The sequence below is a fragment of the Sedimentimonas flavescens genome (genome assembly GCF_025154035.1).
GTDB lineage: Bacteria > Pseudomonadota > Alphaproteobacteria > Rhodobacterales > Rhodobacteraceae > Rhodobacter > Rhodobacter flavescens.
In genome coordinates this window covers 338,200-364,361 of record NZ_JAOALJ010000003.1, presented here as the reverse complement: position 1 = coordinate 364,361, position 26,162 = coordinate 338,200, and the positions used below count along the sequence as shown (strand labels likewise).

Here is a 26,162-nt window from a genome sequence, read left to right as displayed (position 1 = left end):
ATGTCCTGAAATCACGGGGGCCAAGTTACCGCAAGGTCAGCACCCTTCAACCACGAACGCAGCGTCACGAAAGCACGATGGACAAGATAACCCGACGTCTCGCCCCCGATGCCGAGGGCCTGGCCCACGCGGCGGCTCTTCTGGCGGCGGGCGAGTTGGTCGCCTTCCCGACCGAGACGGTCTACGGGCTTGGCGGCGATGCGCGCTCGGGCGCGGCGGTGGCGGGGATCTATGCGGCCAAGGGGCGGCCCAGGTTCAATCCGCTGATCGTGCATCTGCCCTCGCTGGACGCCGCCGAGAAGATCGCCGTGTTCGACGATCGCGCGTGTGCCTTGGCGGCGCGGTTCTGGCCCGGTCCGCTGACCATGGTGCTACCACTGCGCCCCGAGGCCGGGATTTCCGATCTGGTGACCGCGGGGCTGGAGACCGTGGCGATCCGTCTGCCCGCCCATCCGGTGGCGCGCGCGCTGCTTGAGGCCTTCGGCGGGCCGCTGGCCGCGCCCTCGGCCAACCCCTCGGGCAAGGTCAGCCCGACCACGGCCGATCACGTGATCGAGGGGCTGAGCGGCCGCATCGCGGCTGTCGTCGATGGCGGCGCCTGCGCGGTGGGCCTGGAATCGACGATCCTCTCGCTCGATCCGCCGATGCTGCTGCGCCCCGGCGGCGTGCCTGTCGAAGCGCTGGAGGCAGCCCTGGGCCAGCCCCTGCCGACGGGCGGCGACGCGGCCAAGCCCAATGCGCCGGGGCAACTTACCTCGCATTACGCGCCCGGCGCACCGGTGCGGCTGATGGCTGAGGCGGCGCAACCCGGCGAGGTCTGGATCGGCTTTGGCCCCGATTGCGCGGGGGCGGATATCAACCTGTCATCCAAGGGCGATCTGGTCGAGGCGGCCTCGGGTCTGTTTGCGGCGCTGCGCGCAGCCGATGCGCTGGCGCAGGCGCGCGGTGCGCGCTCCATTGCCGTTGCGCCGATCCCCGAACGTGATCTTGGCCGCGCCATCAATGACCGGCTGCGTCGCGCGGCAGCGCCGCGCCCCTGATCAGGCGTGCCCTGCGGCCGCCGAAAGTGTGCGCGGGTCGATCCCCATATTGGCCAGCGCGCGGGTCCATTTCGTTGCATGATCGGGGCCAAGGGCAATATCGGCATCGCCCTCGGTGATCAGCCAGCCATTGTCGAGGATCTCGCTTTCCAGCTGCCCCGGCCCCCAGCCCGCATAGCCAAGCGCCAGCAGCGCGCGGTCCGGGCCGACGCCCGCAGCGATATCCTCAAGAATATCGCGCGTGGCACTCATCGACAGATCGCTGCTGACCTTCATCGCCTCGCTACGGCCCTGCCATTCGGGTGAATGCAGCACAAAGCCACGCCCGGTCTCGACGGGGCCGCCGAACAGGATCGGCGCGCGCTCAGGCCGGTCGGAGGCGGTGACGGGAATGCCCAACTGCTCCAGCAGGTCAGTCAGCGCGGGCTTGGGCAGCGGCTTGTTGACGATCAACCCCATCGCGCCTTCGGGCGTGTGGGCGCAGAGCGCCACCACGGAATGCTCGAACCGCGGATCGCCCATGCCGGGCATCGCGATCAGAAGTTTGCCGGTCAGATCCATCGCAACCTCCCGTGGTCATGCTTTCTATAAACCTGTGCCTGCATGGCCCGCAGATCAACCCCAGAACTGTTGCGGGCTTGCACCTCGCGAAAAGCTGTCGTGTTTGTGACTTTGCCTGAGGCATCGGCGGAAGTATGCCCAATGCATGACCAGACTCACTGCCCTGCCCCTGTGCCTGATGATCGCTGCGCCCGCTTTGGCGCAGGAAGCCCCCCTTCCGCCCGGAATGGAGGTGATCGAGGTCATTGATGGCTGGCAGACCCCCTCGGGCGAGCGGATCGCTGCACTGCGCATCGCGCTCGATCAGGGGTGGAAGACCTATTGGCGCAGCCCCGGCGATGCTGGCATCCCGCCCAGCTTCAACTTCACCGATTCGCGCAATGTCGCGGCGGTCGAGATGCACTGGCCTGCGCCCGAGGTATTCGACCAGAACGGCCTGCGCTCGGTCGGGTATCACGATGAACTGATCCTGCCGCTCGCGATCACGCCTGCCGACCCCACGCAGCCGGTGGCGCTTTCGGCAGACCTTGAGCTTGGCATCTGCCACGATGTCTGCGTGCCGGTCTCGCTCGAGGTCTCGAAGGATCTGCAAGGCCCCGGCGCCCCCAACGAGACGATCCGCGCCGCGATGACCGCGCAGCCCCGCCCGATCGAGGGTGGCGCGCGCTGCACGGTCGAGCCGATCGCCGACGGGATGCGCGTGACCGCGCTGATCGACCTGCCCGCCGATCAGGCGCGCGACGCCTTCCTTGAGCTCCGCTCGACCCCGATGTGGGTATCGGATGCGGTCGCGCGGCGCGACGGCGATACGTTGATCGCCATGGCCGAGTTTGTGCCCGAGAACGCCAAGCCCTTCGCGCTGGATCAGAACGATCTGCGCATCACGGTGCTGTCGGAAAACGGCGCGCTGGAAATCAACGGCTGCCCGAACTGATCCCTAGCCCGCCCTGCGAAAGCGCCCCCTCAGCAGGCGCGGCGCGATCAGCCCGGTCGCGATGACCACCGCCGCGCTCAGCCCGACAAAGGCCGCATAGGCCGACCCCACGCCATCGCCCGAGTAAAGCGCACGCCCCAGCGTCAGCGCGAAGGCCAGCGCCACCGCGCCACTCGCACCCCACAGCACCCCGCGCAGCCGCGGCACGCGCGCGCCATGCCGCATGGCACGGACCTGACGCGAGACATCCAGTTGCACCGCCAGCGTCGCGGGCACGACGATCAGCACGATCACCATGCCGAAGCCAAGCCCATAGACCAGTGTGATCACCGTCGATTTCAGGAACAGCGCCTGGCTCGACTGCTCATAGAGCAGCGGCGCAAGGCCAAGGACCGTCGTCAGCGTGGTCAGCATCACCGGCCGCAGCCGGTCGGCCACCGCATCGACGATGGCGGGCACGAGGCCGCGCTTGACCGCATATTCATCGACCGTCGAGATCAGCACGATCGCATCGTTGATGATGATCCCCGACATGCCGAGCGCGCCCACGACAGCGAACATCGACATCGGCAGATCCCAGACATAATGGCCCCAGATCGCGCCCACGAGGCCGAAGGGGATGACCGACATCACCACCACGGGCCGCGACCAGCTGGCGAAAATCCATGCCAGCACAATGTAGATGCCAATCAGACACATCACGAGGCCAAGGATCGCATCGGCCATGAAGTCGCGCTCTTCCTCGGCCGAACCCGAGAGTTGCCAGACCACGCCACGCTCTTCGGCGATGCGGGGCAGGATCTCCTCTTCGAGCTGCCGGGTGATCTCATTGGCGCGCTCTGGGTCGTCCTCGGAGATGTCCCCGGTCACTGCAACCAGCCGCAAGCCGTTCTCGCGCCGGATGGTCGAGAAGCCGGTTTCGGAGCGGATCGTCACGATATCCGACAGCGGCACCCACCCACCCGAGGGGGTGCGCATCTGCATCCGCTCGACGAAATCAGCGGCCTGTTCCTCCTCGGGCATCTCCACGCGGATCGTGGCCGAGCGCACGCCATCGGGGTAGCTCGCCGCCTCGGTGCCGTTGAGCCGCGCGCGCAGCTCGCGCGAGAGCGCGTCGATATCGAAGCCAAGCGCCACGCCCTGCGGCGTAAGCGAAACGATCAGCTCTTCCTTGTCATAGGCGAGGTTATCCTCAAGCGCTGAGACCTCTGGGAAGGGCGTGAGCGCGACTTTCAGATCCTCGGCAGCGGCCTTCAGCTCGCGGCTTTCCGCCCCGGTGAATTGCACCGAAAGCCCGTCCGAGGACGGCCCCATCCGGTAGCCGCGGAAGCTGAGCTCCTCAAGCAGCGTATGCCGCGCAGTCTCTTCCTGGAGCCGCGCGATGAAATCGGAACTGGAATAGGGCCGATAATCGCTGTCGATCAGTTCGACGGAAATCGAACCCAGCAGATCCGGATCCTTGCTGTCGGCCGAGGCCAGCGCCCGCCCCGAAGCACCGCCGATCTGCGCCAAAGCGTGCTCGACAGGGTTGGTGCCGAACTCGGCCTCGTATGCACGCCCGACCTTTTCCACCCCCGCCTGAAGGTTGCGCATCATCGCGAGCGTATCGTCGCGCGACGCGCCCGAGAGCATGGCGAAGGATCCGGTCACCGTCGATTGCTCGGGCGGGTTGAAAAAGCGCCACTGCACCTTGCCCGAAATCAGGAACGACACCTGCCAGGCCAGAAGCGCGATCGCCGCCGCGATCACCGGATAGCGCGCGCGCAGCACAAAGCGCGTCATTGGCCGCATCAGGCGCACGCGCACCCATTCCAGCCCCTTGTTCACCTGACGCGAGGGCCAGTCGTACCACTTGCCTTCGGCCGTCTGGCTCAGCGCATGGGCCATGTGATTGGGCAGGATCAGGAAGCACTCGATCAGCGAGGCCAACAGCACCGCGATGACCGTATAGGGAATATCGAGGATCATCGTACCCATCTGCCCGCCGATGATGATCAGCCCGGCGAAGGCGATGATCGTGGTCAGCGTCGAGGCAAAGACCGGCGCGGCCATGCGCCGCGCGCCCTGTTCGGCGGCCAGAACCGGGTGTTCGCCCAGTTCGCGCGCCCGAAAATCGGCGTGTTCGCCCACCACGATGGCGTCATCGACGACGATACCCAATGTCAGGATCAGCGCGAAAAGCGAGATCATGTTGATCGTCATGCCCGAGACATACATGACCGCCAGCGCCGCAGCCATCGAGGTGGGAATGCCCATCGCCACCCAAAAGGCCGTGCGCGCGTTGAGGAACAAGAAGAGCAAGAGCAGCACGAGGCCAAGCCCCATCACGCCATTGCCCACCAGCAGCTCAAGCCGCTGCGTGATCGCCTCGGAGCGGGTGCGCATCAGGTCGATCGAGGCGCCGGCGGGCAGAGTCGGCTCCATCGTCGCGATGACCTTCTCCACCTTGTGCTGCAAGGCGATCGCATCGCCTTGGGCCGAGCGTGAGACGTTGATCGTCATGGCGGGCTGGTCGCCGACGTAATAGGCCCGCGCGCGGTTCGCGCCCTCGACCCGGACCAGCGCCACATCACCCACGGTCAGTTGCGAGCCATCCGGGTTCGAGCGTAGCACCAGCCCCGCGATCTCGCGCGCGTCGCGGCGCTCTTCGCCGGTGCGCACGCGGGCCGCGCCCCCTGCCACATCGCCCGCCGGGCTGGTGGCGGCCTCGGCCGCGATCAGCGCCACGATTTGCGACAGCGTGACATCGTATTTCATCATCGCCGTGGTCGGCACCTCGACCACGGTCTGCGGCGCGGCAATGCCCTGCACTGTGGTGCGCGTCACCCCCTCGGCGTAAAGCCGCACGACCAATTCATCGGCCAGCCGCCCCAGTTGCTCGGGCGAGAGCGGGCCGGTGATGGCGATATCGGTCACAGTGTCGCGCCACACGCCTCGGGTCACCTCGGGCTCTTCGGCGGCCTCGGGCAGATCGCTGGCGGCGGTGATGGCCTGCTCAACATCGTTGACGGCGCGGCCCATGTCCCAGCCGGGCTCGAACTCCAGCGTGATCCGGGCCGAGCCTTCAGTCGCGCGGCTTTCCGAGGCCTCGACCCCCTCGACCGCGATCAGCGAGGGTTCAAGCACCTGCACGATGGCGCGGTCCACATCCTCGGCCCCCGCGCCCTCCCATGCGACGCGCACGTCGATTTCCTCGACGACGGAATCCGGGAAGAACTGCGCGCGCATCTTGGGCATAACCGCGACGCCAAGGCACAAAAGCACCACCAGCACGATATTGGCCAGCGTCCGGTGCCGGGTGAACAAGCCGATGATCCCGCGCGGGGGCGGCAGTTCATCGCCGGGGCGCACGAAGCTGCCCGAGGCTTCGGCAGCGGCAAGGGCGGCGGCATTCGCCTCGGCGCCCAGATCGGTTGGGGTCTCGGGCGCGCTCATGTCTTAGCCCCCGATCCGGGATTCGAGCCGCTCGACCACCTCAAGCGGCACGGCTTCTTGCTGCAACTGGGCAAGGATACGGGTCTTTGTATCGGCTGCCATCCGGGTATTGCCCTCGACAAAGGCGATCAGACGGGCGCGCCGTTCTGGGTCAAGCGTGATGGTCTGCGGCAATTGCACCTGACCCTGATTGGGGCGCAAGGGCCGCAGCTTGAGGCCCGAGCCCAGAAGCGGTGTGCGCTCGGCCACGATCTCCTGCCCGCTCGCGAGCGTCGCTGCACGGATAATTACCGCATCGCCCTGACGGCGCAGCACGGTGACATCGGCCTCGGACAGACGCTCGTCCGGCCCCAGTACCAGCACGCGGCTATTGGCATCGACCGCCGGGGCGGGCACGAGGGCCACGTTTTCCAGAACCGGCTCGGACAGGCTGACGGTCACGAAATCGCCCGCGCGCAGGCCCGCACCATCCTCGATCCGGGCGAAAAGCAGGCGACCCGCCATCCCCGCCTCGACCTCGGCACCGACGCGCACAAGGGTCGCGCGCGCCTCAAGCGGCACGCCTTGCAGATCAAGCCGCACACGCACCGGCGCCGGGATCAGCGCGCCGCTCGCTTCGGTCAGGCGCGCGTATTGCGCATTCGAAACGCGGAAGACAACCTCAAGCGCCGAGGGGTCGATCAGTTCGGCCAGTTTCTCGTTGTTCGACACAAGACCGCCCTGCACGGCGGTCACACCCGCCAGTTGCCCATCGAACTCGGCACGAATTTCGGTTTCGGCCAGCTTGCGCTCCGCCTCGGCCAGCGCGATCTCGGCGCGGCGCAGGCTGTTGCGCGCCTGATCGAGGCCCGCCTCAGCCCCCGAGAGCGCCGAGCGTTTGTTCAAGACCGCTTGTTCCGCCGCGCTTAGGGCGATCTCGGCGATCTCGGTATCAACCGCACGGCCGATCCCACGCGCATCAATCTCGGCCTGACGCTCGCGCGCGGCCCGGCGCAGATCGGCCTGCCGCACGGCAGCAGCCAGATCGTCGCCCGCAATAACCAGCGTGCGCTCTGCCAGCGCCAGCGCGGCCTGCGCCTCGGCCAGTGAGGCTGCTGCGGAATCGCGCGCGGCCAGCGTCTCGGCGGGGTCAAGGCGGACCAGAAGCTCCCCGGCAGAGACCTGAGCGCCTTCCTCGAAATTCGGTGCAAGCTCGGCCACGGTGCCCGCGGCGCTCGCACGCAATTCCAGCCGGCGGATGGAGCGCACCTCGCCATAGGCGGTCAGTTCCGGCGTGAGGGTGGTGAAGTCGAGCGCGATCACATTGGCGGCAAAGACCCGCTCGCGCGTCGCGCCGGGAAAGGCGCCTTTCTGCCCGCGGGCATCGATCGCGGATTTCACGGTGAACCCCGCCGTGGCCAATAGCCCCAGCGTCAGCGCCAGAAGAAATAGCCCCATCAGGCTGCGCGTGAGAAACCGCATCATCCAGTCCTTGCCGAGGCGGGGCCGTCCCCGCGCTGCGAATTATATATCTCTGTCCTGCTTTAGGGCGAGGATACCCACATTCCTACGTGGCGGAAGGCCGCGTCCGTCGCCAGTCACACGATTTTCAGAGCGTATCGAGCCGCGCCCGCAAGCTGAGCAGGTCGGCCCAGGCCTCGCGCTTGGCGCTTGGCTGGCGCAGCAGGTAGGCCGGATGGGTCATCGGCAGGGCCGGACGCCCGAAGGCCTCGGCCCAGGTGCCGCGCAGGCGCAGGATGCCGCGCTTGTCCAGCGCCGCGGCGCAGGCGGCATTGCCCATCAGCACGATCAAATCGGGATCGGCGAGTTCGACATGGCGCGCCAGGAAGGGCAGCATCTGCGCGATCTCGGCAGGCTCGGGGTCACGGTTGCCCGGCGGGCGCCAGGGCAGGACATTGGCGATATAGATCCCGGCCAGCGCATCGGGCGCACCGCGTGACAGACCGATGGCGGCAAACATCCGGTCGAGCAACTGCCCCGCGCGGCCCACGAAGGGCTTGCCCTGAATATCCTCATCGCGGCCCGGAGCCTCGCCGATGATCATCACCCGCGCAGCCGGGTTGCCATCGGAAAAGACCGTATTCTTCGCACCTTTCTTCAGATCGCACAGATCATAACCCGCAATCGCCTCGCGCAGATCGTCGAGCGTTTTCGCACGCCCTGCGATCTCGCGCGCCACCGCGACCGGGTCGGGGCCGTCGTCCACCACGCGCAGCACGGGCTGCGACCGGGCGGGTTCGGGGGCAACGGGCGCGGGCTTGAGGCGCTCGATCGTGTCGGGCAGGGCGTAGCAATCGACCGGCTCATCGAGAATCGCCTCATCCGCGCCCAACTCGATCTGCCATTCAAGGGCAGCAAGCGCGGCGTAGTAATCCAGTTCGGGGCGGCCCTGAGTCTCCATGCGCCCAAGCTATGCGCCGCACGCCAATAGGTAAAGCCGCGCCCTTCGCGCTGGACGCGCCCGCGCCCTTTTGCCATAAGCGACCCCGGACAACATCGGAGGCACGCGCCATGGCATTTCGCGCAAGGCACCTTCTTGGCATCGAGCATCTCAGCCAGGAGGACATCCGCACCGTCCTCGATCTGGCCGACCGCTATGTGGACCTGAACCGCCGCACGGTAAAACGCACCGACGTGCTCGAAGGCATGACGCAAATCAACATGTTCTTCGAGAACTCGACCCGCACGCAGTCGAGCTTTGAGCTGGCCGGCAAGCGCCTTGGCGCGGACGTGATGAACATGTCGATGCAGACCTCTTCGGTGAAGAAGGGCGAGACGCTGATCGACACGGCGCTGACGCTGAACGCAATGCATCCCGATCTGCTGGTCGTGCGCCATCAGAACTCGGGCGCGGTCGATCTGCTGGCGCAGAAGGTGAACTGCGCGGTGATCAACGCGGGCGACGGCAAGCACGAGCACCCTACGCAGGCGCTGCTCGATGCGCTGACGATCAAGCGCGCGAAGGGCCGTATCCAGCGCCTGACCGTGGCGATCTGTGGCGATGTGGCGCATAGCCGCGTCGCGCGCTCGAACCTGATCTTGCTGGGCAAGATGGAAAACCGCGTGCGCCTTGTAGGCCCGCCCACCCTGATGCCCGCCGGAATCGGCGAGTTCGGCTGCGAGGTCTATGAGGACATGCGCGAGGGCCTGAAGGACGCCGATGTGGTGATGATGCTGCGCCTCCAGAGAGAGCGGATGGACGGCGGCTTCATCCCGTCCGAGCGTGAGTATTTCCACCGCTACGGGCTCGATGCCGAAAAGCTGGCCTGCGCCAAGCCCGATGCCATCGTCATGCACCCCGGCCCGATGAACCGCGGCGTCGAGATCGACGGCACCATCGCGGACGACATCAACCGCTCGGTCATTCAGGAGCAGGTCGAGATGGGCGTGGCGGTGCGTATGGCGGTGATGGATCTGCTGGCACAGAACCTGCGCGCCGACCGTGGCCGCGCATTGACCGAGGAAACCTATGCCTGAGATCAAGCGCGACGAGGTTCTGAACTATCGCCCCGGCCCGGACAGCGAACTGCCGCTGGACGAGGGCGAGAAGATCACCGCCATCTTCCTGGCCGACAACCGGCGCTACTGGGTTGACCACCTGCTGCTCGGTATCTTCGGTATCGTGCTGGTCTCGGCGATCCTGCTCTACATGGGCAAGACCGACCAGATCGCCATCGCCGCCGCCGCCATCGCGGTGGGCATGGCGGCCCGCGCGGCCTGGTTCCGCTCGGAAGCCTTCGCGCGGCGCTGGCAACTGACCGACCGGCGCCTGATCGGCCCGCAGGGGCGGCAGGTGATGCTGCTGGAAATCCAGACCGTGCGCCGCCTGATGGGCGATGTACAGATCGTGACAAACTCGGGCGCCAAGCACCTGATCCGCCACCTGGCCGACAGCGAACCCGTGCTGGAGGCTATCGAGACGGCCCGCGCCAAACGCGCGAAAAAGGTGCGCTGAAGGAGACTGCCCCATGACCCTGTTTCTTGCAAACGCCCGCCTGATCGACCCCGAGGCCCTGACCGAGATCGAGGCGAACCTGGTCATCGACAACGGGATCATCGCCGCCATCGGCGCCATGTCGGCGCCGCAGGGCGCGACGGTGATCGACTGTGGCGGCAAATACCTCGCGCCGGGGATCGTCGATCTGGGCGTCAAGATCGGCGAGCCGGGCGAGCGCCACAAGGAAAGCTTCCGCACCGCAGGCCAGGCCGCCGCCGCCGGGGGCGTGACCACAATCATCGCGCGCCCCGATACCTCGCCCGCCATCGACACGCCCGAGACGCTGGAGTTTGTCACCCGCCGCGCGGCGCAGGCTCCGGTGCGCATTCACCACATGGCCGCGCTGACCAAGGGCCGCGAAGGCCGCGAGATGACCGAGATCGGCTTTCTCATGGATGCGGGCGCCGTGGCCTTCACCGATACCGACCATGTCACCACCGACACCAAGGTTCTCAGCCGTGCGCTGACCTATGCGCGTAGCCTTGGCGCGCTGGTCATCGGCCACCCGCAGGAACCGGGGCTGACCAAGGGCGCTGCGGTCACCTCGGGCAAGTTTGCCAGCCTGCGCGGCCTGCCCGGCGTCACCCCGATGGCCGAGCGCATGGGACTTGAGCGCGACATCGCCCTGATCGAGATGAGCGGCGTGCGCTACCATGCCGACCAGATCACGACCGCCCGCGCCCTGCCCGCGCTGACCCGCGCCAAGGCGGCGGGGCTGGATGTGACGGCGGGTGTCTCGATCCATCACCTGACGCTGAACGAATATGACGTCGGCGATTACCGCACCTTCTTCAAGATGACGCCGCCGCTACGCTCGGAAGAGGATCGGCTGGCGGTCGTGCAGGCCGTGGCCGACGGGCTGATCGATGTGATCTGCTCGATGCACACGCCCGCCGATGAGGAAAGCAAACGCCTGCCGTTTGAAGAAGCGGCGTCGGGCGCGGTGGGGCTGGAGACCTTCCTGCCTGCGGCGATGCGGCTTTTCCATGCCGGATATCTGAGCCTGCCGCAGCTGTTCCGCGCCATGTCGCTGAACCCCGCCAAGCGCCTTGGCCTGCCGCAGGGCCGCATGGCCGAGGGGGCGCCTGCCGACCTCGTTCTCTTCGACGCGGATGCGCCTTTCGTGCTGGACCGCTTTACTCTGCACTCGAAATCGAAGAATACCCCCTTCGACGGCACCCGGATGGAAGGCAAAGTTCTTGCCACATTCGTCGGCGGGGTGCAGGTTTATAACAACGATAACGAATAAATCGAGGCGAGGGGCAGTAATGCCGGGAATTGAGAACGGGCCCGTGTTGATCGGGCTGGTAGCCGTTTTGGGCTATCTGCTGGGGTCGGTGCCCTTCGGGCTGGTGATCGCCCGGCTGTTCGGTCTGGGCGATCTGCGCCAGATCGGCTCGGGCAATATCGGCGCGACCAACGTGCTGCGCACCGGCAACAAGCCGGCGGCGCTGGCCACCTTGCTGCTCGATAGCGGCAAAGGCGCCATCGCCGTGCTGATCGCGCGTCACTTCCTTGGCGAGACCGCCGCGCAGGTCGCGGGCGGCGCGGCCTTTCTGGGGCACCTCTACCCGATCTGGCTCGGCTTCAAGGGCGGCAAGGGCGTCGCGACCTTCCTTGGCACGATGCTGGCGCTGGCCTGGCCCGTGGGAATCGCCGCCTGCCTCGTGTGGTTGGCAACCGCCTTCGTCAGCCGGATCTCGTCGCTCTCGGCGCTGGTCGCTGCTGCGGCGACGGTGCCGCTGGCCTATTTCCTCGACCATCGCGATCTGATGCTGCTGGCCGCCGGGCTTTCTGTGCTGATCTTCTGGCGTCACCGCCAGAATATCCAGCGCCTCGCCACCGGGTCCGAGCCCCGGATCGGCAAGAAGGGCTGATCACCAGCGTTTGAGGGCGTCCTCGTCGCTGCCCTTGGCGGCGACCCAATCGGTCTCGCCGTCCAGCCCGTGTTCCTTCTTCCAGAACGGCGCCCGGGATTTGAGGTAATCCATCAGGAACTCGGCCGCGGCGAAGGCATCGCCCCGGTGCCGCGCGGCGGTGGCGACCATCATGATCTGCTCGCCGATACCAAGCCGCCCGTGACGGTGAATGACCAGCGCATCGGCAAGGTTCCAGCGCGCCATGGCCTCTTCGGTGATCTTGGTGACCGCACGTTCGGTCATGCCGGGGTAATGCTCTAGCTCCAGCGCCTGCATACGGCCCGTGTCGTCGCGCACCACGCCGGTGAAACTGACCACCGCACCCACATCCGCGCGCCCGACCCCGAAGCCCGCCATCTCGGCGGCGAAGTCGAAGGGGGCCTCTTGCACCGAGACTTTCATCTCAGCCGCCCGTCATCGGCGGGAAAAAGGCCACCTCGCGCACGCCCGCCAAAGACGCGTCGAATTCCGACAGTTCCTGGTCTAGCGCCACACGCAGCGCGGAGGTATCGGCAAAAGCAGCCTCGTAGCGCGGCTCGCGCGCGCGGAGTTCCGTGACCAGTTCGGCCACCGTCGCGGCGCCAGTCTCGACGCTTTCGCGGGCCTTGCCGATGCGTTCGCGCACCCAGGCGAAATAGAGAACCTCAATCATGGTCATGCTCCCGCAGATAGGGCAGCGCCTTGCGGAAATAGTCCCATCCGGTGATCGCGGTCAGCAGCGCCGCGACCCAGATCAGGCCAAGCCCGACATGCGTCGCCAGATCGGCCATCGAGGCGCCGGTCGGCAGATCGCCCTCGCCCGCGCGGGGGGCGCGGCCTTCCTCGATGTACTTCAGCCCGGTGCCGAGGAAGAGGACCGCAATCGCCACCATCTGCGTCGTGGTCTTCCACTTGGCAAGTTTGGTGACCTTGAGCTTGCCGGCATCCGCGCCAAGAAACTCGCGCAGCCCCGACACGAAGACCTCGCGGAAAAGGATCACGGTGGCGGGCAGGATCAGCCAGGGGTTCATGCCGGAATAACCCGTCAGCACCACCAGCGCGATCACAACCATAGCCTTATCGGCAATCGGGTCGAGCATGGCGCCGAACTTGCTTTCCTGCTTCCACAGGCGCGCAAGGTAGCCGTCGAACCAGTCGGTCACCGCGGCGCTGACAAACAGCGCCAGCGCGAACCAATCCGCCCAGGGACGCGAGAAATAGAGAAACATCACCGCGACGCCGGGCGCGGCGATCAGGCGAAGAACCGTCAGGATATTGGGCAGCGTCCACTTCATCCGCGCACCCTAGCCGCGCGGATGCGGAAGGAAAAGGGGGTGTTAACGCGGCGGGTCGGTGTAGTCATGCACTTGCCCCCGCCAGTCGGTCACGCGCCAGCTTCCGGGCGTGGCGCCGGGGGTAAAATGATCGGCCGTCACCGGCACCTTGCCAAAGCCGCCCGGAATATCGAGCACATAGCTCGGCAGCGCCGTGCCGCTGATCTGCCCGCGCAGGGACCGCATCAGCGCGCGCCCCTCGTCGATCGTGGTGCGGAAATGCGAGGTGCCGGGCGCGAGATCGCAGTGATGCAGGTAGTAGGGCTTGATGCGCAGGGCCAGCAGCGCGCGGAACAGATCGCTCAGCGCACCGACCGAGTCGTTCACGCCCCGCAGCAGAACCGATTGCGAGAGCATCGGTACCCCGGCTTCGGCCAGGCGCGCGATGGCGGCGTGGGCCTCGGGCGTGAGTTCCTGCGCGTGGTTGGTGTGGACGACCAGCCAGACGGTCGGGCGGGCACCGCGCAGCACCTCGCACAGCGCGGGTGTGATGCGCCCGGGGGCCACGACCGGCACGCGGCTGTGAAAGCGGATCAGATCGACATGATCAATGGCCGAAAGCCGCGCCAGAACCTCACCCAAGCGCCGCACGGAAAGCGTCAGCGGATCGCCCCCGGTCAGGATCACCTCGCGGATCGCGGGGGTCGCGGCGATATAGTCCAGCGCCTCGGCCAGCGCCTCCTCGGCCAGCGGGCCGGTCTCGCCCACGGTTTCACGGCGGAAGCAGAAACGGCAATAGACATCGCAGGTCTTGGTGATGTGCAAGATCACCCGGTCGGGGTAGCGATGCGTCAACCCGCGCACCGGGGCATGGGCATTATCGCCTATCGGATCAAGGAGTTCCTCGGGCCGAATGGTCAGTTCGGCGCCCGAGGGCACGAATTGCGCGGCGACCGGATCGGAGGGGTTGTCGATAGCCGCCTGCATCGCGGGGGTCAGGCGGATGCGGAACGCCTCGGCCACGCGCGCGATTGCTGGCAGCTCGGCCATGGGCACCAGTCCGGCCGTTGCCAGATCCTCGGGGCGCGTCAGGGTGCGATGGGGGGGCGTTGCATCGTTCATGGGCTGGCGCGCTACGCCGCGGCGGGGCGTCCGTCAACCCCGATCATTGAAGTAGTTCCAGATCGTCTCGGCCATGGCCTGCGAAATGCCCGGCGCCTCCATCAGATCGGTCAGCCCCGCACGGCTGACCGCCTTGGCCGAACCGAAATGCGCCAAGAGCGCGCGCTTGCGCGTGGCACCCACGCCGGGGATCTCGTCAAGCGGGTTGGCCATGGTGGCCTTGGCGCGCTTGGCACGGTGCGCGCCGATCGCCCAACGGTGAGCCTCGTCGCGCAGGCGCTGGATGTAATAGAGAACCGGGTCCTGCCGGGGCAGCGCGAAGGGGCGTTTGCCGGTGCGGTGGAACTCTTCCTTGCCGTGGTCGCGGTCGATACCCTTGGCGACGCCGACCATCGCAATATCAGCCACGCCCATTTCGGTCATAACCTCCTGCACCGCCGAGACCTGCCCCGCCCCGCCGTCGATCAGCAGCAGGTCCGGCCATGCCTCGCCCTTGCGCTCTGGGTCTTCCTTGAGCAACCGGGCAAAGCGGCGCGTCAGCACCTCTTTCATCATGGCGAAATCGTCGCCGGGGGTCAGCTCATCACCCTTGATGTTCCACTTGCGATACTGACTTTTGAGAAACCCGTCGGGGCCCGCCACGATCATACCCCCCACCGCGTGCGCGCCTTGGATGTGCGAGTTGTCGTAGACCTCGATCCGCTCGGGCGGTTTCGGCAGGCCGAAAGCCTGCGCCACACCGGCCAGAAGCCGCGCCTGCGCCGCCGATTCCGACATCCGCCGGCCAAGGCTTTCGCGGGCGTTGCGCAGGGCATTCTCGACCAGTTCGGCCTTCTCGCCGCGCTTGGGCAGGGCAATCTCGACCCGGCGGCCCGCGCGTTCCGACAAAAGATCGACCATCAGGTCTTCATCCTCGATCGGATGCGACAGCAGGATCAGGCGCGGCGGCTCCTTCTGGTCGTAGAACTGCGCGAGGAAGGCCTCGAGCACCTCGGCCTCTTCCGCGCCAGAACCGGTGCGGGGGTAGAAGTCATGGTTACCCCAGCTTTGATGCGCGCGGATGAAGAAGACCTGCACGCAGGCCTGCCCACCCTCCATATGCAGTGCGACCACATCGGCCTCGGCCACGCCGCGCGGGTTGATGCCCTGGCTTTGCTGCACATTGGTCAGCGCCTGAATCCGGTCGCGCAGCGCGGCGGCGCGTTCGAACTCCAGCGCTTCGGAGGCGGCCATCATCTCGCCCGCCAGTTCCTGCTGGATGGTGGTGGACTTGCCCTCAAGGAACCGCTCGGCATCGGCCACGGTGCGGGCGTAGTCAGCCTCGGAGATCTTACCCACGCAGGGCCCCGAACAGCGCTTGATCTGGAATTGCAGGCAGGGCCGGGTGCGGCTTGAAAACACCGCGTCCGAGCAGTTGCGCAGTTGAAAGACGCGCTCAAGGTGATTGAGCGTCCGGTTCACCGCGCCGGCCGAGGCGAAAGGCCCGAAATAGGCACCCTTGACCGTGCGCGCGCCGCGATGCTTGCGGATCATCGGAAAGGCGTGATCCTTGGCGATGACGATATAGGGAAAGCTCTTGTCGTCGCGCAAAAGCACATTGTAGCGCGGCTTGAGCTGCTTGATCAGGTTCTGCTCAAGCAGAAGCGCCTCGGTCTCGGTCCGCGTCGTGAGGAACATCATATAGGCGGTTTCCGAGATCATCCGCGCGATCCGCGCCGAATGACCCGAGGGCCGCGCATAGTTCGACACCCGCGCCTTGAGGTTGCGCGCCTTGCCGACGTAGAGTACCTCCTGGCTTGCGTTCAGCATCCGGTAGACGCCGGGCGAGCCATCGAGCCGGGTGACGTAATCGGCAATCAGCGCATGGCCCTTCAGCCGCGCGGCCGGCCGATCGGCGTTATCCTCTGGGAATGTCTCGGGTTGCGTCATTGCCGGGGTCGATTCTCCGTTGTGCCTGCAATCTTACGCAGCATCTTTCAAGAGGGAAGCTTTCCACGGTTTCTGTGGATAACTCTGTTGGGAAGTTTTGGAGATCACGGATTCTCCCTTATTTCACGAGCGCCTCAACGAACTGCCTAAAAATTAGGCAAATATCTAACATATTGATATATATGTGAAAATTTTTCCACTTCTGACAAGTGACTGAAACCATTGGCAGATTCGTAACAGCTTTGTTACATGACGCCCGAAGGTGGACAAGTTGCCGCAGCGTTCGCTGATCGGGTCACTCAACGCCCAGGACATCGGGGGTTTTCCAGCCTAGATGCTGCCCGCCATCAACGCACAACAACTGCCCCGTAACCCCATGCGCATCGAGAAAATATCCAAGCGCCGCACAGATATCGCCGGGGTCGGCGCCACGCTCCAGAATGGTTGCCGCGCGCTGGCGGGTGAAGTGGCTCTCGGACTGGCGCGCGCCCTGCATGGTCGGCCCCGGCCCGATCGCGTTCACGCGGATATCGGGCGCCAGCGCCTGCGCGGCGGTCTGGGTCAGCGCCCAAAGCCCGGCTTTCGAGAGGCTGTAGGTCATAAACTCAGGCGTAGGCTTGCGCACCCGCTGGTCGATCATGTTGACCACCAGCGCCTCGGCGCGCGGCTCGGCCCCGCCACGATTGGCCTTGGGGGCCTGCGCGGCGAAGGCCTGGATCAGCACGAAGGGCGCACGCAGGTTGGACTCGAAATGCCGGTCCCAGCCCTGACGTGTGGCGGTGCGGATGTTGTCGTATTCGAAGATCGAGGCGTTGTTGATCAGCAGATCGAGCGGCCCACCAAGGGCGCGCGCGGCGGCATCTACCAGCGCGGCGGTCTGCGCCTCCTCCAGCAGGTCGGCCTGTACGGTGACCGCATTCACGCCAAGCGCGCGGGCTTCGGCGGCGACCGCCTCCGCCTCGGCGGCCGACGCGTTGTAATGGATCGCCACATCATAGCCGCGCCCCGCCAGATAGAGCGCCATCGCACGCCCCAACCGCTTCGCTCCGCCAGTGATCAATGCCCGCGCCATCTGCCCCTCACACCATGCCCGACGTCATCAGGAAGACAACATAGGCCGCATAGACCACAGTAAAGCCGATACCGATCATCCGCGTGAAGGGCCAGCGGTAGAAAATCAGCGGCGCGATCAGCAGACTCGCGCCCAGCATCACCCAAAGGTCGAAGCGCAGCATCTGTTCGGGCACGGGCAATTGGCCAACCAGCCCCGACACCCCAATGATGCACAGCAGGTTGAAGATGTTCGAGCCGATCACGTTGCCAAGGGCCACATCCGCCCGCCCCCGGATTGCGGCATTGACCGAGGTCGCGAGTTCCGGCAGCGAGGTTCCCACCGCCACCAGCGTCAGGCCGATCACCGCCTCGGAAATACCGTAGGCCCGCGCGATCGAACTGGCGCCGTCCACCAGGAAATCGGCACCGATCGGCAGGCCGATCAGGCCGAGCACGATAAAGAGCCCGATCTTCCCCCAGGGCATATGAATGTCTGCGCCCTCGATCTCTTCCTCGGCGCGGCTTGCGCGATGGCTCAGAGCCTCGCGGATCTGCCGGAACAGGATCAGCGCAAGGGCACCCAGCAACACCAGCGCATGCGGCCATCCCAGCGGCCCCATGAAGCTCAGCAATATGAACAGCAGGCTCGCACCCAGCATGATCACATAGCTTTCGCGGGTGTCATGCTCGTCTGTGCGGATAGCCGAGATGATCGCAGGCAGGCCCAAAACCAGCAGGATATTGGCCGTGTTCGAGCCGACTACGTTGCCAAGTGCAATCGCGGGCGCGCCCTCAAGGACGGCCGCGACCGAAACCATCATCTCGGGCGCCGAGGTACCGAAGGCCACGACGGTCAGGCCCACGATCAGCGCCGGGATCCCCAACCGCAGCGCCAGCGCGACCGAGCCTTTCACCAGCACGTCGCCCGCCACCACAAGCAGGCCGAGGCCCGCAGCTATCTTCACCAGATCGACGAGCAATCATGCCCCCTTGTCATTCCCGCAGGGGCAGGGCCCCGCACCGATTTTGGGTCGCCCGCAGCGCGGACAGCGCGTGGCGATACGCGGACGGCCTTTGCCGCCCGGCAGTCGCAGCTTGCCGAACATGGCCAGCACGGCCATGGCAACCAGAAACAATGTCATGCCCTTGATCAGCATCGCCTAGAGCCCGAACCGCGCCCAAAGCGCGCGCTCCTCTGCGGCCTCGATCATGGCGCTGGCGGCATCGGCTCCGAACCCCGCACCGAAACGGCGCAGGAAGGACTGACGCGGGCCGTAGGGGATGAAGCGCACCTTATCGCCGTAAAGCTGCTTGAGCTTGGGCACCGCATGGGCGAGGCCATCGACCAGCCCCACCTCGATCGCCTGCCGCCCGGTCCAGATCTCGCCAGTGAACAGGTCAGCGCCCTCTTTCAGCCGCCCGATCCGGCGCGCGCTGACATGATCCTTGAAGCTGACATGCATATCCTCAAGCAGTCGGTTGAGGCGTTCCACATCCTCGGGTTTTTCCGGGCGGAACGGATCGAGGAAGCTTTTCGAGCCGCCCGCCGTATGCACTCGCCGCTCGATCCCGTGGCGAGCGATCAGCCCGTCCAGCCCGAAGCCCGCCGAGATCACGCCGATCGAGCCCACGACCGAGGTCGCATCGGCCCAGATGTCATCGGCCGCGCAGGCCAGCCAGTAGCCGCCCGAAGCCGCAACATCCTCGACAAAGGCATGGACGGGCAGCCTGGTTTCCTCGGCCAGCCGCCGGATGCGCCCCGCGATCAGCGAGGATTGCACCGGCGAGCCACCGGGCGAGTTCACCAAAAGCGCGACGGCCGTCGGTTTGCCCCTTCGAAAGGCGCGCTCCAACAGCGGGGCGAGCGCGGCATCGGAGAGGCCCTGCGCCCCGGGCCGGGTGACGCCAATGGCGCCTTGCAGCCGCACGAGGGCCACGCGCGGGGGCCGGTTTGGCCCGAAGGGGAAGAAGCGTTTGAAATCCATGCGACCGATGTAGGGGTCGGGAACAGGGGGAACAAGCGCCCCGGACGGGATTTGGGAAAAATACGCCCCCTCTGGCGCGGCGGCGCGCGCTTGGATAGCGTGAAGGCATGATCGACAAGCTCGAGATGTTCATGATCCTCGCGCGCGAGGGCCATTTCGGCCGCGCGGCCGAAGCCTATGGCGTGACGCAGCCCACGCTCAGCTCGGCCATCCGCGCGCTGGAGGAAAGCCTGGGTGTGCAACTGGTCTGGCGCGGGGCGCGCTATCAGGGCCTGACCCCCGAGGGCCAGCGCGTGCTGGAGCATGCCCGCCGCATCGTGGGCGAGGCCCGCGCCATGCAAGATGAGATGCGCGAGGCCCGCCACGGCGTCGCCGGCCATCTGCGCATCGGCGTGATCCCCACCGCCCTACCGCGCATCGCCCGGCTGACCGCCCCGTTCCTGGCGCGCAACCGCTCGGCGCGCGTGACGCTGCTGTCCCGATCGTCAGCCGAGATCCGCGAAGGGATCGCCACGCAGGAGTTGGACGCGGGCATCACCTATCTCGACGGCGCGGGTCTGGGCCGGATGGAAGAGGTTGCGCTCTGGCTGGAAACCTATCGGCTGGTCGAGCGTGCGCCCGATGACGCCGCTCTGCCCTGGGCCGAGGCCGCCGCGCGGCCCCTGTGCCTTCTGACCCCCGACATGCAAAACCGCCGCCTGATCGACGGGCATCTGGCGGCGGCGGGCGCGCAGGCCGCGCCCCGGGTCGAGTCGAACTCGACCATCGCGCTGCTCAGCCACGTCGCCACCGGCGAGTGGTCGGCGATACTGGCCGAGGCGCTGTGCGAGGGCTTTGCCCTGCCGCCCGGTTGCCGCGCCCGCCCGCTGATCGCGCCCGAGGCCGCACATCGCGTGGGCCTCGTGGTCGAGCACCGCGCGACTTACACGCCAAGCCTGCGCGCCCTGATCGCCGAAGCGCATCGCATCGCGGATTGATAGGTTTTTTCTATCACTTAACGGGGCATACGAATTGCCGACCCTATCGACCCACGCTACCTAAGGCTCAGCCAACCCCGGAGGAGAGCCATGTTCGACAGCGCGCGCCTAGCGCAGATCCTGCACGCCCATGAAGGGGTCGAAGGTCGACTCTTGCCGATCCTGCACGATGTTCAGGAAAGCTTCGGCCATATCCCCGAGGCCGCGCTGGAGCCGATCGCCGAGGCCCTGCGCCTGAGCCGCGCCGAGGTGGTCGGCGTCGTCGGCTTCTATCACGACTTCCGCAAGACCCCGGCAGGCGCGCATGTCATTAAGCTCTGCCGGGCCGAGGCCTGCCAGTCGATGGGAGGCACCGCGCTGCAAGCCCGGCTTGAGGCCGCGCTTGGCCAGAAGATGGGCGAGACGAAGAACGGCGTGACGCTGGAGGCCGTCTATTGTCTGGGCCTGTGCGCCTGCGCGCCTGCGGCCATGGTCGATGACCGGCTGGTCGGGCGGCTCGATGCCAAGCGGGTGGATACCATCGCCCAGGAGGTGCGCGCATGAAGATCTGGGTTCCAGCAGATGCCGCCGCCCGCGCCTGTGGTGCCGATGAAGTCGCCACCGCCATTACCGCCGCAGCCGAACTGCGCGGCGTCACGGTCGAGCTGATCCGCAACGGCACGCGCGGCATGGTCTGGCTTGAACCTCTGGTCGAGCTCGAAACGCCAGAAGGCCGCCGCGCCTTCGGCCCGATGACCCCCGAGGATGTGCCCGCCCTGTTCGACGCGCCCAACAGCCACCCCAAAGCCCAGGGCCTGACCGAGGAAATCCCCTTCTTCAAGCGCCAGACCCGCCTGACCTTCGCGCGCTGCGGCCGGATCGACCCGCTTTCGCTGATGGATTACGAGGCCGAGGGCGGCCTTGCCGGTCTGCGCGCGGCCCTCGCCCGCCCCCCCGCTGAGATCGTCGAGGAAATCGTGACCTCGGGCCTGCGCGGTCGTGGTGGCGCGGGCTTTCCCACCGGCATCAAGTGGCGTACCGTTCTGGGCGCGAAGGCTTCGCAGAAATACATCGTCTGCAACGCCGACGAGGGCGACAGCGGATCGTTCGCCGACCGGATGCTGATGGAGGGCGACCCCTTCTGCCTGATTGAGGGCATGGCCATCGCGGGCCTCGCTACCGGGGCCACGCAGGGCTACGTCTATATCCGCTCGGAATACCCCGACGCGATCCGCGTGATGCGCGCGGCGGTCGAGGCCGCCACCCACGCAGGCGTTCTTGGGTCCGATGTGCTGAGGTCGGGCCGCGCCTTCCGCATCGAGATCCGCGTGGGCGCGGGCGCCTATGTCTGCGGCGAGGAAACCTCGCTTCTGAACTCGCTCGAAGGCAAACGCGGTGTGGTGCGGGCGAAACCGCCGCTGCCCGCGCTTGAGGGCTTCATGGGCCGCCCGACGGTGGTCAACAACGTGCTCAGCCTGGCGGCCGTGCCGTGGATCATGGCGCATGGCGGCGCGGCCTATAACGCCATCGGCTTCAACCGCTCGCGCGGGACGATCCCCTTGCAGATCGCGGGCAACGTCAAGCATGGCGGGCTGTTCGAGACGGGCTTTGGCATCACCTTGGGCGAGATCGTGACCGAGATCGCGGGCGGCACCGCGTCTGGCCGACCGATCAAGGCGGTGCAGGTGGGCGGCCCCTTGGGCGCCTATCACCCGACCTCCGATTTCAACCTGCCCTTCTGCTATGAGGAATTCGCGGGCCAGGGCGGGCTTGTCGGCCATGCCGGCATGATCATCCATGACGAGGGCGCCGACATGCTGGCGCTGGCGCGCTTCGCCATGGAGTTCTGCGCGATTGAAAGCTGCGGCAAATGCACCCCCTGCAGGATCGGCGCGGTGCGCGGGGTCGAAACGCTCGACCGTGTCGCGGCGGGCGACCCGAGCGCGCTGCCGCTGATCGAGGATCTGTGCAACACGATGAAGCTTGGCTCGCTCTGCGCGCTTGGCGGCTTTACCCCCTACCCGGTTCTGTCGGCGATCCGGCATTTCCCCGAAGAATTCACCCCCATGCGGGAGGCTGCGGAATGAAGGACTTCATCATCCCCGACGCGAACTGGTCGAAGGACATGGGCACGCCCGCACGCAAGGGCGCACCGGTGCATCTGACCATCGACGGCATGGCGATCACGGTGCCCGCAGGGACCTCGGTCATGCGCGCGGCGGCCGAGGCCGGGATCACCATCCCCAAGCTGTGCGCCACCGACAGCCTTGAACCCATCGGCTCGTGCCGGTTGTGCATGGTCGAGATCGAGGGGATGCGCGGCACGCCCGCCTCCTGCACCACGCCGGTGACCGAAGGCATGCAGGTCCGCACCCAGACCGAACAGTTAGCCACCCTGCGCCGTGGCGTGATGGAGCTTTACATCTCGGACCACCCGCTCGATTGCCTGACCTGCGCGGCCAATGGCGATTGCGAGCTGCAGGACATGGCCGGCGCTGTCGGCCTGCGCGAGGTGCGCTTTACCCCCGGCGAGAACCATTTCGAGGCCCGCCAGAATGGCGAGGCAAACCCCTGCTACATCCCCAAGGATGTCTCGAATCCCTATTTCAGCTATGACCCGGCCAAATGCATCGTCTGCATGCGCTGCGTGCGGGCCTGCGAAGAGGTGCAGGGCACCTTCGCGCTGACCATCGAGGGGCGCGGCTTTGACGCCCGCATCTCCACCGGGGCAAGCGACTTTCTCAGCTCGGATTGCGTCAGCTGCGGCGCCTGCGTGCAGGCCTGCCCGACCGCGACGCTGGTCGAGAAATCGGTCGAGGAGATCGGCACGCCCGAACGCTCGATCGTCACCACCTGCGCCTATTGCGGCGTGGGGTGCAGCTTCGAGGCACAGATGCGCGGCGATACGCTGGTGCGCATGGTGCCCTGGAAGGGCGGCGAGGCGAACCGCGGCCATTCCTGCGTCAAAGGCCGCTTTGCCTGGGGCTATGCTACCCACAAGGACCGCATTCTGAACCCGATGATCCGCGACAGCATCGACCAGCCCTGGCGCGAGGTCGGCTGGCAAGAGGCGCTCGACTTCGCCGCCGGGCGGCTCAAGGCCATTCAGGCCAAGCATGGCAAAGATTCGGTCGGCGTCATCACCTCGTCGCGCTGCACCAACGAAGAGACCTTCCTGGTGCAAAAGCTCGCGCGCGCAGTCTTTGGCACGAACAACACCGATACCTGCGCGCGGGTCTGCCACTCGCCCACCGGCTACGGGCTGAAGCAGACCTTCGGCACCTCGGCCGGCACGCAGAATTTCGACTCGGTCGAGCAGACCGATCTGGCGCTGGTGATCGGCGCGAACCCGACCGACGGCCACCCTGTCTTTGCCTCGCGGCTGCGCAAGCGGCTACGGGCGGGTGCGAAACTGATCGTTGTCGATCCGCGCCGGATCGACCTGCTGGAAACCCCGCATATGGGCGACGGCTGGCACCTGCCGCTGCGCCCCGGCACCAATGTCGCCGTGCTGACCGCGATGGCCCATGTCATCGTGACCGAAGGGCTGACCGACGACACCTTCATCGCCGAGCGCTGCGATCTGGACGAATGGGCCGACTATGCCGAGTTCGTGCGCAGCCCCGACTATGCCCCCGAAGCCGTCGAGGCCCTGACCGGCGTATCGGCCGCCACGATCCGCGAGGCTGCCCGCGCCTATGCCGCCGCCCCCAATGCCGCGATCTACTACGGGCTTGGCGTGACGGAACATTCGCAGGGCTCGACCACGGTTATCGCCATCGCGAACCTAGCGATGATGACCGGCAATATCGGGCGAGAGGGCGTGGGCGTGAACCCGCTGCGCGGCCAGAACAACGTGCAGGGCTCGTGCGACATGGGGTCCTTCCCGCATGAGCTGCCGGGCTATCGCCATGTCTCGGACGATACCGCCCGCGCGATCTTCGAAAAGGCCTGGGGCGTCACCCTCGACCCCGAGCCGGGCCTGCGCATCCCCAACATGCTCGACGCCGCGGTGTCGGGCGCGTTCAAGGGCATCTACATCCAGGGCGAGGACATCCTGCAATCCGACCCTGACACGCGCCACGTCTCGGCCGGTCTGGCGGCGATGGATTGCGTCATCGTGCATGACCTCTTCCTGAACGAGACCGCGAATTACGCGCATGTCTTCCTGCCCGGCTCGACCTTCCTCGAGAAGGACGGCACCTTCACCAATGCCGAGCGCCGCATCAACATGGTGCGCCGCGTGATGGCGCCCAAGAACGGCTATGCCGACTGGGAAGTGACCCAGATGCTGGCCAATGCCATGGGCGCGGACTGGCACTACACGCACCCAAGCGAGGTGATGACCGAGATCGCCGCGACGACGCCGGGCTTTGCCAATGTGACCTACGAGATGCTGGACGCGCGCGGCTCGGTCCAGTGGCCCTGCAACGATGCGGCGCCCGAGGGCTCGCCCATCATGCATGTCGATGGTTTCGTGCGCGGCAAGGGGCGCTTCATCCGTACGGCCTACGTGCCGACCGACGAGCGCACCGGCCCGCGCTTCCCGCTCTTGCTGACCACCGGGCGAACCTTGTCGCAATATAACGTGGGCGCGCAGACCCGGCGCACCGCGAACAGCGTCTGGCACGAGGAAGACCGGCTCGAGATCCACCCGCATGACGCCGAGGTGCGCGGCATCAAGGAAGACGACTGGGTGCGGCTGGCCTCGCGCGCGGGCGAGACCACGCTGCGCGCGACGATCACCGATCGCGTCTCGCCCGGCGTCGTCTACACGACCTTCCACCACCCGAACACGCAGGCCAATGTGGTCACCACCGACAATTCGGACTGGGCGACGAACTGCCCCGAATACAAGGTGACCGCCGTGCAGGTGGGGCTGTCGAACGGCCCCTCGGACTGGCAGGAGGATTACGCGGCCCTGTCGGAAGCCTCGCGCCGGATCGAGGCTGCCGAATGACCCTGCCGCGCGGAGCCACGCAGATACCACTGGCAGGCGGCGCCTCGGAGGTGCTGGCCGAAGAGGTGCCGGTGGCACTGGTCTATGACGGCGTGACGCAAGCGGTGATGATGGCCACGCCTGCGGATCTGGAGGACTTCGTTCTGGGCTTTGCGCTGAGCGAGGGGCTGATCGAAGCACCATCCGAGATTGTCCGCACCGAGATCGTGCCGCAGCAGCGCGGGATCGAGGCGCGGGCCTGGCTGGCGGCCCCGGCAGGTGCGCGCTTCAAGGAACGGCGTCGCGCGACCACCGGGCCGGTCGGCTGCGGGCTATGCGGTATCGACGGTCTCGAACAGGCTTTGCGCCCGCTGCCGCGGGCGCCCCGGAGCGGGGGTGCCGGGCTGGCGCCCGGCGCCCCCGCCCGTGCCCTCGCCGCCCTGCGCACGGCGCAACCGTTGCAGGACGCGACGCACGCGATCCATGCCGCCGGGTTCTGGGCCGAGGACTGCGGGCTTGTGCTGCTGCGCGAGGATGTTGGGCGGCACAATGCGTTGGACAAGCTGGCCGGCGCGCTGACACGCGCGGGGATTGCGCCCGCGAATGGGGCGATCGCGATGACCTCGCGCATCTCGATCGATCTGGTGCAAAAGGCGGTTACCATCGGCGCGCGGGCGCTGATCGCGCCCTCAGCCCCCACCGCGCTGGCCGTGGCCGAGGCGCGCGCGGCCGGGTTGCACCTGATCGCGCGCGCTCCGAGCACCGAAACCCTGATCGATTACACCGCGCCCGAGCGCACCGAGGAAGACGCCGCATGAGCACCGACAAGCTGATCCGCATGGCCAACCAGATCGCCACCTTCTTCGAGGTGCAGCCGGGCGACGGGGCTGCGGCCACGGCCGCGCATATCAACGATAACTGGTCGCCGCCGATGCGCGCGACGCTTCTGGGAATGATCGCGAACGGCTCGCCCGAATTGCACCCGCTGGTCGTGGCGGGCGCGAAACTGATCCGCCCCGCACCAAGCCGCTAGGCACGG

25 protein-coding genes are annotated in these 26,162 nt (G+C 66.8%); 12 read left to right on the top strand and 13 right to left on the bottom strand.

Annotation, left to right across the window (positions count from 1 at the left end; translation table 11 throughout):
* The first annotated feature begins 77 nt into the window (after positions 1 to 77).
* On the top strand, positions 78 to 1,040 hold the full coding sequence (locus N3C64_RS08350) for an L-threonylcarbamoyladenylate synthase (protein WP_260013871.1): 963 nt from the start codon (positions 78 to 80) through the stop codon (positions 1,038 to 1,040).
* On the opposite strand, the gene N3C64_RS08345 is transcribed toward N3C64_RS08350, so the two are convergent.
* On the bottom strand, positions 1,041 to 1,601 hold the full coding sequence (locus N3C64_RS08345; protein ID WP_218629857.1) for a YqgE/AlgH family protein: 561 nt from the start codon (positions 1,599 to 1,601) through the stop codon (positions 1,041 to 1,043). It lies immediately after the preceding gene.
* A 145-nt stretch (positions 1,602 to 1,746) separates the two neighbouring features.
* Between N3C64_RS08345 and N3C64_RS08340 the strand changes: the two genes are divergently transcribed.
* Positions 1,747 to 2,535, top strand: a complete 789-nt coding sequence (locus tag N3C64_RS08340; RefSeq protein ID WP_260013862.1) for a protein-disulfide reductase DsbD domain-containing protein — start codon at positions 1,747 to 1,749, stop codon at positions 2,533 to 2,535.
* 3 nt (positions 2,536 to 2,538) lie between these two features.
* Here N3C64_RS08340 and N3C64_RS08335 read toward each other — a convergent pair whose 3' ends face one another.
* From N3C64_RS08335 to N3C64_RS08325, 3 genes are all read right to left on the bottom strand, one after another.
* On the bottom strand, positions 2,539 to 5,970 hold the full coding sequence (locus N3C64_RS08335; protein WP_260013860.1) for an efflux RND transporter permease subunit: 3,432 nt from the start codon (positions 5,968 to 5,970) through the stop codon (positions 2,539 to 2,541).
* Positions 5,971 to 5,973: 3 nt separating this feature from the next.
* Positions 5,974 to 7,431, bottom strand: a complete 1,458-nt coding sequence (locus N3C64_RS08330; RefSeq protein WP_260013858.1) for an efflux RND transporter periplasmic adaptor subunit — start codon at positions 7,429 to 7,431, stop codon at positions 5,974 to 5,976.
* Between the two features lie 127 nt (positions 7,432 to 7,558).
* Positions 7,559 to 8,371, bottom strand: a complete 813-nt coding sequence (locus tag N3C64_RS08325) for a uracil-DNA glycosylase (RefSeq protein ID WP_260013856.1) — start codon at positions 8,369 to 8,371, stop codon at positions 7,559 to 7,561.
* A 110-nt stretch (positions 8,372 to 8,481) separates the two neighbouring features.
* Here N3C64_RS08325 and N3C64_RS08320 point away from each other — a divergent pair, with 110 nt between their 5' ends.
* The 4 genes from N3C64_RS08320 to plsY are packed head-to-tail and all read left to right on the top strand — an operon-like array spanning position 8,482 to position 11,844.
* Entirely contained in the window at positions 8,482 to 9,447 is a 966-nt protein-coding gene (locus N3C64_RS08320; protein ID WP_218629862.1) for an aspartate carbamoyltransferase catalytic subunit, read from the top strand.
* Complete coding sequence (locus N3C64_RS08315) at positions 9,440 to 9,925, top strand: hypothetical protein (protein ID WP_260013854.1); 486 nt, start codon at positions 9,440 to 9,442, stop codon at positions 9,923 to 9,925. Before N3C64_RS08320 ends, N3C64_RS08315 begins: the two co-directional genes overlap by 8 nt.
* Before the next feature lie 13 nt (positions 9,926 to 9,938).
* Positions 9,939 to 11,216, top strand: coding sequence for a dihydroorotase (pyrC, locus tag N3C64_RS08310; protein WP_260013852.1), 1,278 nt, complete (start codon positions 9,939 to 9,941; stop codon positions 11,214 to 11,216).
* 19 nt (positions 11,217 to 11,235) lie between these two features.
* A complete protein-coding gene (plsY, locus tag N3C64_RS08305; RefSeq protein ID WP_260013850.1) occupies positions 11,236 to 11,844 on the top strand; it encodes a glycerol-3-phosphate 1-O-acyltransferase PlsY in 609 nt (202 codons plus the stop codon).
* Here plsY and N3C64_RS08300 read toward each other — a convergent pair whose 3' ends face one another.
* From N3C64_RS08300 to N3C64_RS08260, 9 genes are all read right to left on the bottom strand, one after another.
* The gene (locus tag N3C64_RS08300; RefSeq protein WP_260013849.1) at positions 11,845 to 12,288 is read right to left on the bottom strand and encodes a molybdenum cofactor biosynthesis protein MoaE; all 444 of its coding nucleotides are present in this window, start codon (positions 12,286 to 12,288) and stop codon (positions 11,845 to 11,847) included.
* Position 12,289: 1 nt separating this feature from the next.
* Positions 12,290 to 12,538, bottom strand: a complete 249-nt coding sequence (moaD, locus tag N3C64_RS08295) for a molybdopterin converting factor subunit 1 (RefSeq protein ID WP_218629983.1) — start codon at positions 12,536 to 12,538, stop codon at positions 12,290 to 12,292.
* Complete coding sequence (gene pgsA / locus N3C64_RS08290) at positions 12,531 to 13,160, bottom strand: CDP-diacylglycerol--glycerol-3-phosphate 3-phosphatidyltransferase (protein WP_218629867.1); 630 nt, start codon at positions 13,158 to 13,160, stop codon at positions 12,531 to 12,533. Before pgsA ends, moaD begins: the two co-directional genes overlap by 8 nt.
* A 42-nt stretch (positions 13,161 to 13,202) precedes the next feature.
* Positions 13,203 to 14,261, bottom strand: coding sequence for a lysine-2,3-aminomutase-like protein (locus N3C64_RS08285; protein WP_260013848.1), 1,059 nt, complete (start codon positions 14,259 to 14,261; stop codon positions 13,203 to 13,205).
* Positions 14,262 to 14,294: 33 nt separating this feature from the next.
* A complete protein-coding gene (gene uvrC / locus N3C64_RS08280; protein WP_260013847.1) occupies positions 14,295 to 16,190 on the bottom strand; it encodes an excinuclease ABC subunit UvrC in 1,896 nt (631 codons plus the stop codon).
* 295 nt (positions 16,191 to 16,485) lie between these two features.
* Positions 16,486 to 17,262: an SDR family oxidoreductase gene (locus N3C64_RS08275; protein ID WP_218629870.1), complete on the bottom strand. Its 777-nt coding sequence runs from the start codon at positions 17,260 to 17,262 to the stop codon at positions 16,486 to 16,488.
* A gap of 7 nt (positions 17,263 to 17,269) precedes the next feature.
* A complete protein-coding gene (locus N3C64_RS08270; RefSeq protein ID WP_218629871.1) occupies positions 17,270 to 18,223 on the bottom strand; it encodes a calcium/sodium antiporter in 954 nt (317 codons plus the stop codon).
* Complete coding sequence (locus N3C64_RS08265) at positions 18,224 to 18,385, bottom strand: hypothetical protein (RefSeq protein WP_260013900.1); 162 nt, start codon at positions 18,383 to 18,385, stop codon at positions 18,224 to 18,226.
* An 18-nt stretch (positions 18,386 to 18,403) separates the two neighbouring features.
* Positions 18,404 to 19,228 carry a S49 family peptidase gene (locus tag N3C64_RS08260; protein WP_260013842.1) on the bottom strand — a complete coding sequence of 275 codons (825 nt, stop codon included), beginning with the start codon at positions 19,226 to 19,228 and terminating at the stop codon, positions 18,404 to 18,406.
* Positions 19,229 to 19,335: 107 nt separating this feature from the next.
* On the opposite strand from N3C64_RS08260, the gene N3C64_RS08255 reads away from it, so the two are divergent.
* The 6 genes from N3C64_RS08255 to N3C64_RS08230 all read left to right on the top strand — a co-directional run bounded on the left by N3C64_RS08255 (position 19,336) and on the right by N3C64_RS08230 (position 26,156).
* Positions 19,336 to 20,205, top strand: coding sequence for a LysR family transcriptional regulator (locus N3C64_RS08255; RefSeq protein ID WP_260013841.1), 870 nt, complete (start codon positions 19,336 to 19,338; stop codon positions 20,203 to 20,205).
* Between the two features lie 90 nt (positions 20,206 to 20,295).
* Positions 20,296 to 20,748 (top strand): formate dehydrogenase subunit gamma, encoded by a 453-nt coding sequence (locus N3C64_RS08250; protein ID WP_260013840.1) that lies wholly within the window; start codon positions 20,296 to 20,298, stop codon positions 20,746 to 20,748.
* Positions 20,745 to 22,271 (top strand): formate dehydrogenase beta subunit, encoded by a 1,527-nt coding sequence (locus N3C64_RS08245; protein ID WP_260013838.1) that lies wholly within the window; start codon positions 20,745 to 20,747, stop codon positions 22,269 to 22,271. Before N3C64_RS08250 ends, N3C64_RS08245 begins: the two co-directional genes overlap by 4 nt.
* Positions 22,268 to 25,144, top strand: a complete 2,877-nt coding sequence (gene fdhF, locus N3C64_RS08240; protein WP_260013836.1) for a formate dehydrogenase subunit alpha — start codon at positions 22,268 to 22,270, stop codon at positions 25,142 to 25,144. The genes N3C64_RS08245 and fdhF overlap by 4 nt, the downstream gene beginning before the upstream one ends.
* Positions 25,141 to 25,941 (top strand): formate dehydrogenase accessory sulfurtransferase FdhD, encoded by an 801-nt coding sequence (gene fdhD, locus N3C64_RS08235; protein WP_260013835.1) that lies wholly within the window; start codon positions 25,141 to 25,143, stop codon positions 25,939 to 25,941. The genes fdhF and fdhD overlap by 4 nt, the downstream gene beginning before the upstream one ends.
* On the top strand, positions 25,938 to 26,156 hold the full coding sequence (locus N3C64_RS08230; protein WP_218629878.1) for a formate dehydrogenase subunit delta: 219 nt from the start codon (positions 25,938 to 25,940) through the stop codon (positions 26,154 to 26,156). Before fdhD ends, N3C64_RS08230 begins: the two co-directional genes overlap by 4 nt.
* Positions 26,157 to 26,162 lie beyond the last annotated feature (6 nt).

Coding starts and splice junctions, on each gene's coding strand:
- moaD (WP_218629983.1), bottom strand. CDS start 12,538: ATGATTGAGGTTCTCTATTTCGCCTGGGTGCGCGAACGCATCGGCAAG.
- N3C64_RS08320 (WP_218629862.1), top strand. CDS start 8,482: ATGGCATTTCGCGCAAGGCACCTTCTTGGCATCGAGCATCTCAGCCAG.
- fdhD (WP_260013835.1), top strand. CDS start 25,141: ATGACCCTGCCGCGCGGAGCCACGCAGATACCACTGGCAGGCGGCGCC.
- N3C64_RS08255 (WP_260013841.1), top strand. CDS start 19,336: ATGATCGACAAGCTCGAGATGTTCATGATCCTCGCGCGCGAGGGCCAT.
- N3C64_RS08340 (WP_260013862.1), top strand. CDS start 1,747: ATGACCAGACTCACTGCCCTGCCCCTGTGCCTGATGATCGCTGCGCCC.
- uvrC (WP_260013847.1), bottom strand. CDS start 16,190: ATGACGCAACCCGAGACATTCCCAGAGGATAACGCCGATCGGCCGGCC.
- N3C64_RS08275 (WP_218629870.1), bottom strand. CDS start 17,262: ATGGCGCGGGCATTGATCACTGGCGGAGCGAAGCGGTTGGGGCGTGCG.
- N3C64_RS08250 (WP_260013840.1), top strand. CDS start 20,296: ATGTTCGACAGCGCGCGCCTAGCGCAGATCCTGCACGCCCATGAAGGG.
- N3C64_RS08315 (WP_260013854.1), top strand. CDS start 9,440: ATGCCTGAGATCAAGCGCGACGAGGTTCTGAACTATCGCCCCGGCCCG.
- pyrC (WP_260013852.1), top strand. CDS start 9,939: ATGACCCTGTTTCTTGCAAACGCCCGCCTGATCGACCCCGAGGCCCTG.
- N3C64_RS08245 (WP_260013838.1), top strand. CDS start 20,745: ATGAAGATCTGGGTTCCAGCAGATGCCGCCGCCCGCGCCTGTGGTGCC.
- pgsA (WP_218629867.1), bottom strand. CDS start 13,160: ATGAAGTGGACGCTGCCCAATATCCTGACGGTTCTTCGCCTGATCGCC.
- N3C64_RS08325 (WP_260013856.1), bottom strand. CDS start 8,371: ATGGAGACTCAGGGCCGCCCCGAACTGGATTACTACGCCGCGCTTGCT.
- N3C64_RS08300 (WP_260013849.1), bottom strand. CDS start 12,288: ATGAAAGTCTCGGTGCAAGAGGCCCCCTTCGACTTCGCCGCCGAGATG.
- N3C64_RS08230 (WP_218629878.1), top strand. CDS start 25,938: ATGAGCACCGACAAGCTGATCCGCATGGCCAACCAGATCGCCACCTTC.
- N3C64_RS08350 (WP_260013871.1), top strand. CDS start 78: ATGGACAAGATAACCCGACGTCTCGCCCCCGATGCCGAGGGCCTGGCC.
- fdhF (WP_260013836.1), top strand. CDS start 22,268: ATGAAGGACTTCATCATCCCCGACGCGAACTGGTCGAAGGACATGGGC.
- N3C64_RS08330 (WP_260013858.1), bottom strand. CDS start 7,431: ATGCGGTTTCTCACGCGCAGCCTGATGGGGCTATTTCTTCTGGCGCTG.
- N3C64_RS08285 (WP_260013848.1), bottom strand. CDS start 14,261: ATGAACGATGCAACGCCCCCCCATCGCACCCTGACGCGCCCCGAGGAT.
- N3C64_RS08260 (WP_260013842.1), bottom strand. CDS start 19,228: ATGGATTTCAAACGCTTCTTCCCCTTCGGGCCAAACCGGCCCCCGCGC.
- N3C64_RS08265 (WP_260013900.1), bottom strand. CDS start 18,385: ATGACATTGTTTCTGGTTGCCATGGCCGTGCTGGCCATGTTCGGCAAG.
- N3C64_RS08335 (WP_260013860.1), bottom strand. CDS start 5,970: ATGAGCGCGCCCGAGACCCCAACCGATCTGGGCGCCGAGGCGAATGCC.
- plsY (WP_260013850.1), top strand. CDS start 11,236: ATGCCGGGAATTGAGAACGGGCCCGTGTTGATCGGGCTGGTAGCCGTT.
- N3C64_RS08345 (WP_218629857.1), bottom strand. CDS start 1,601: ATGGATCTGACCGGCAAACTTCTGATCGCGATGCCCGGCATGGGCGAT.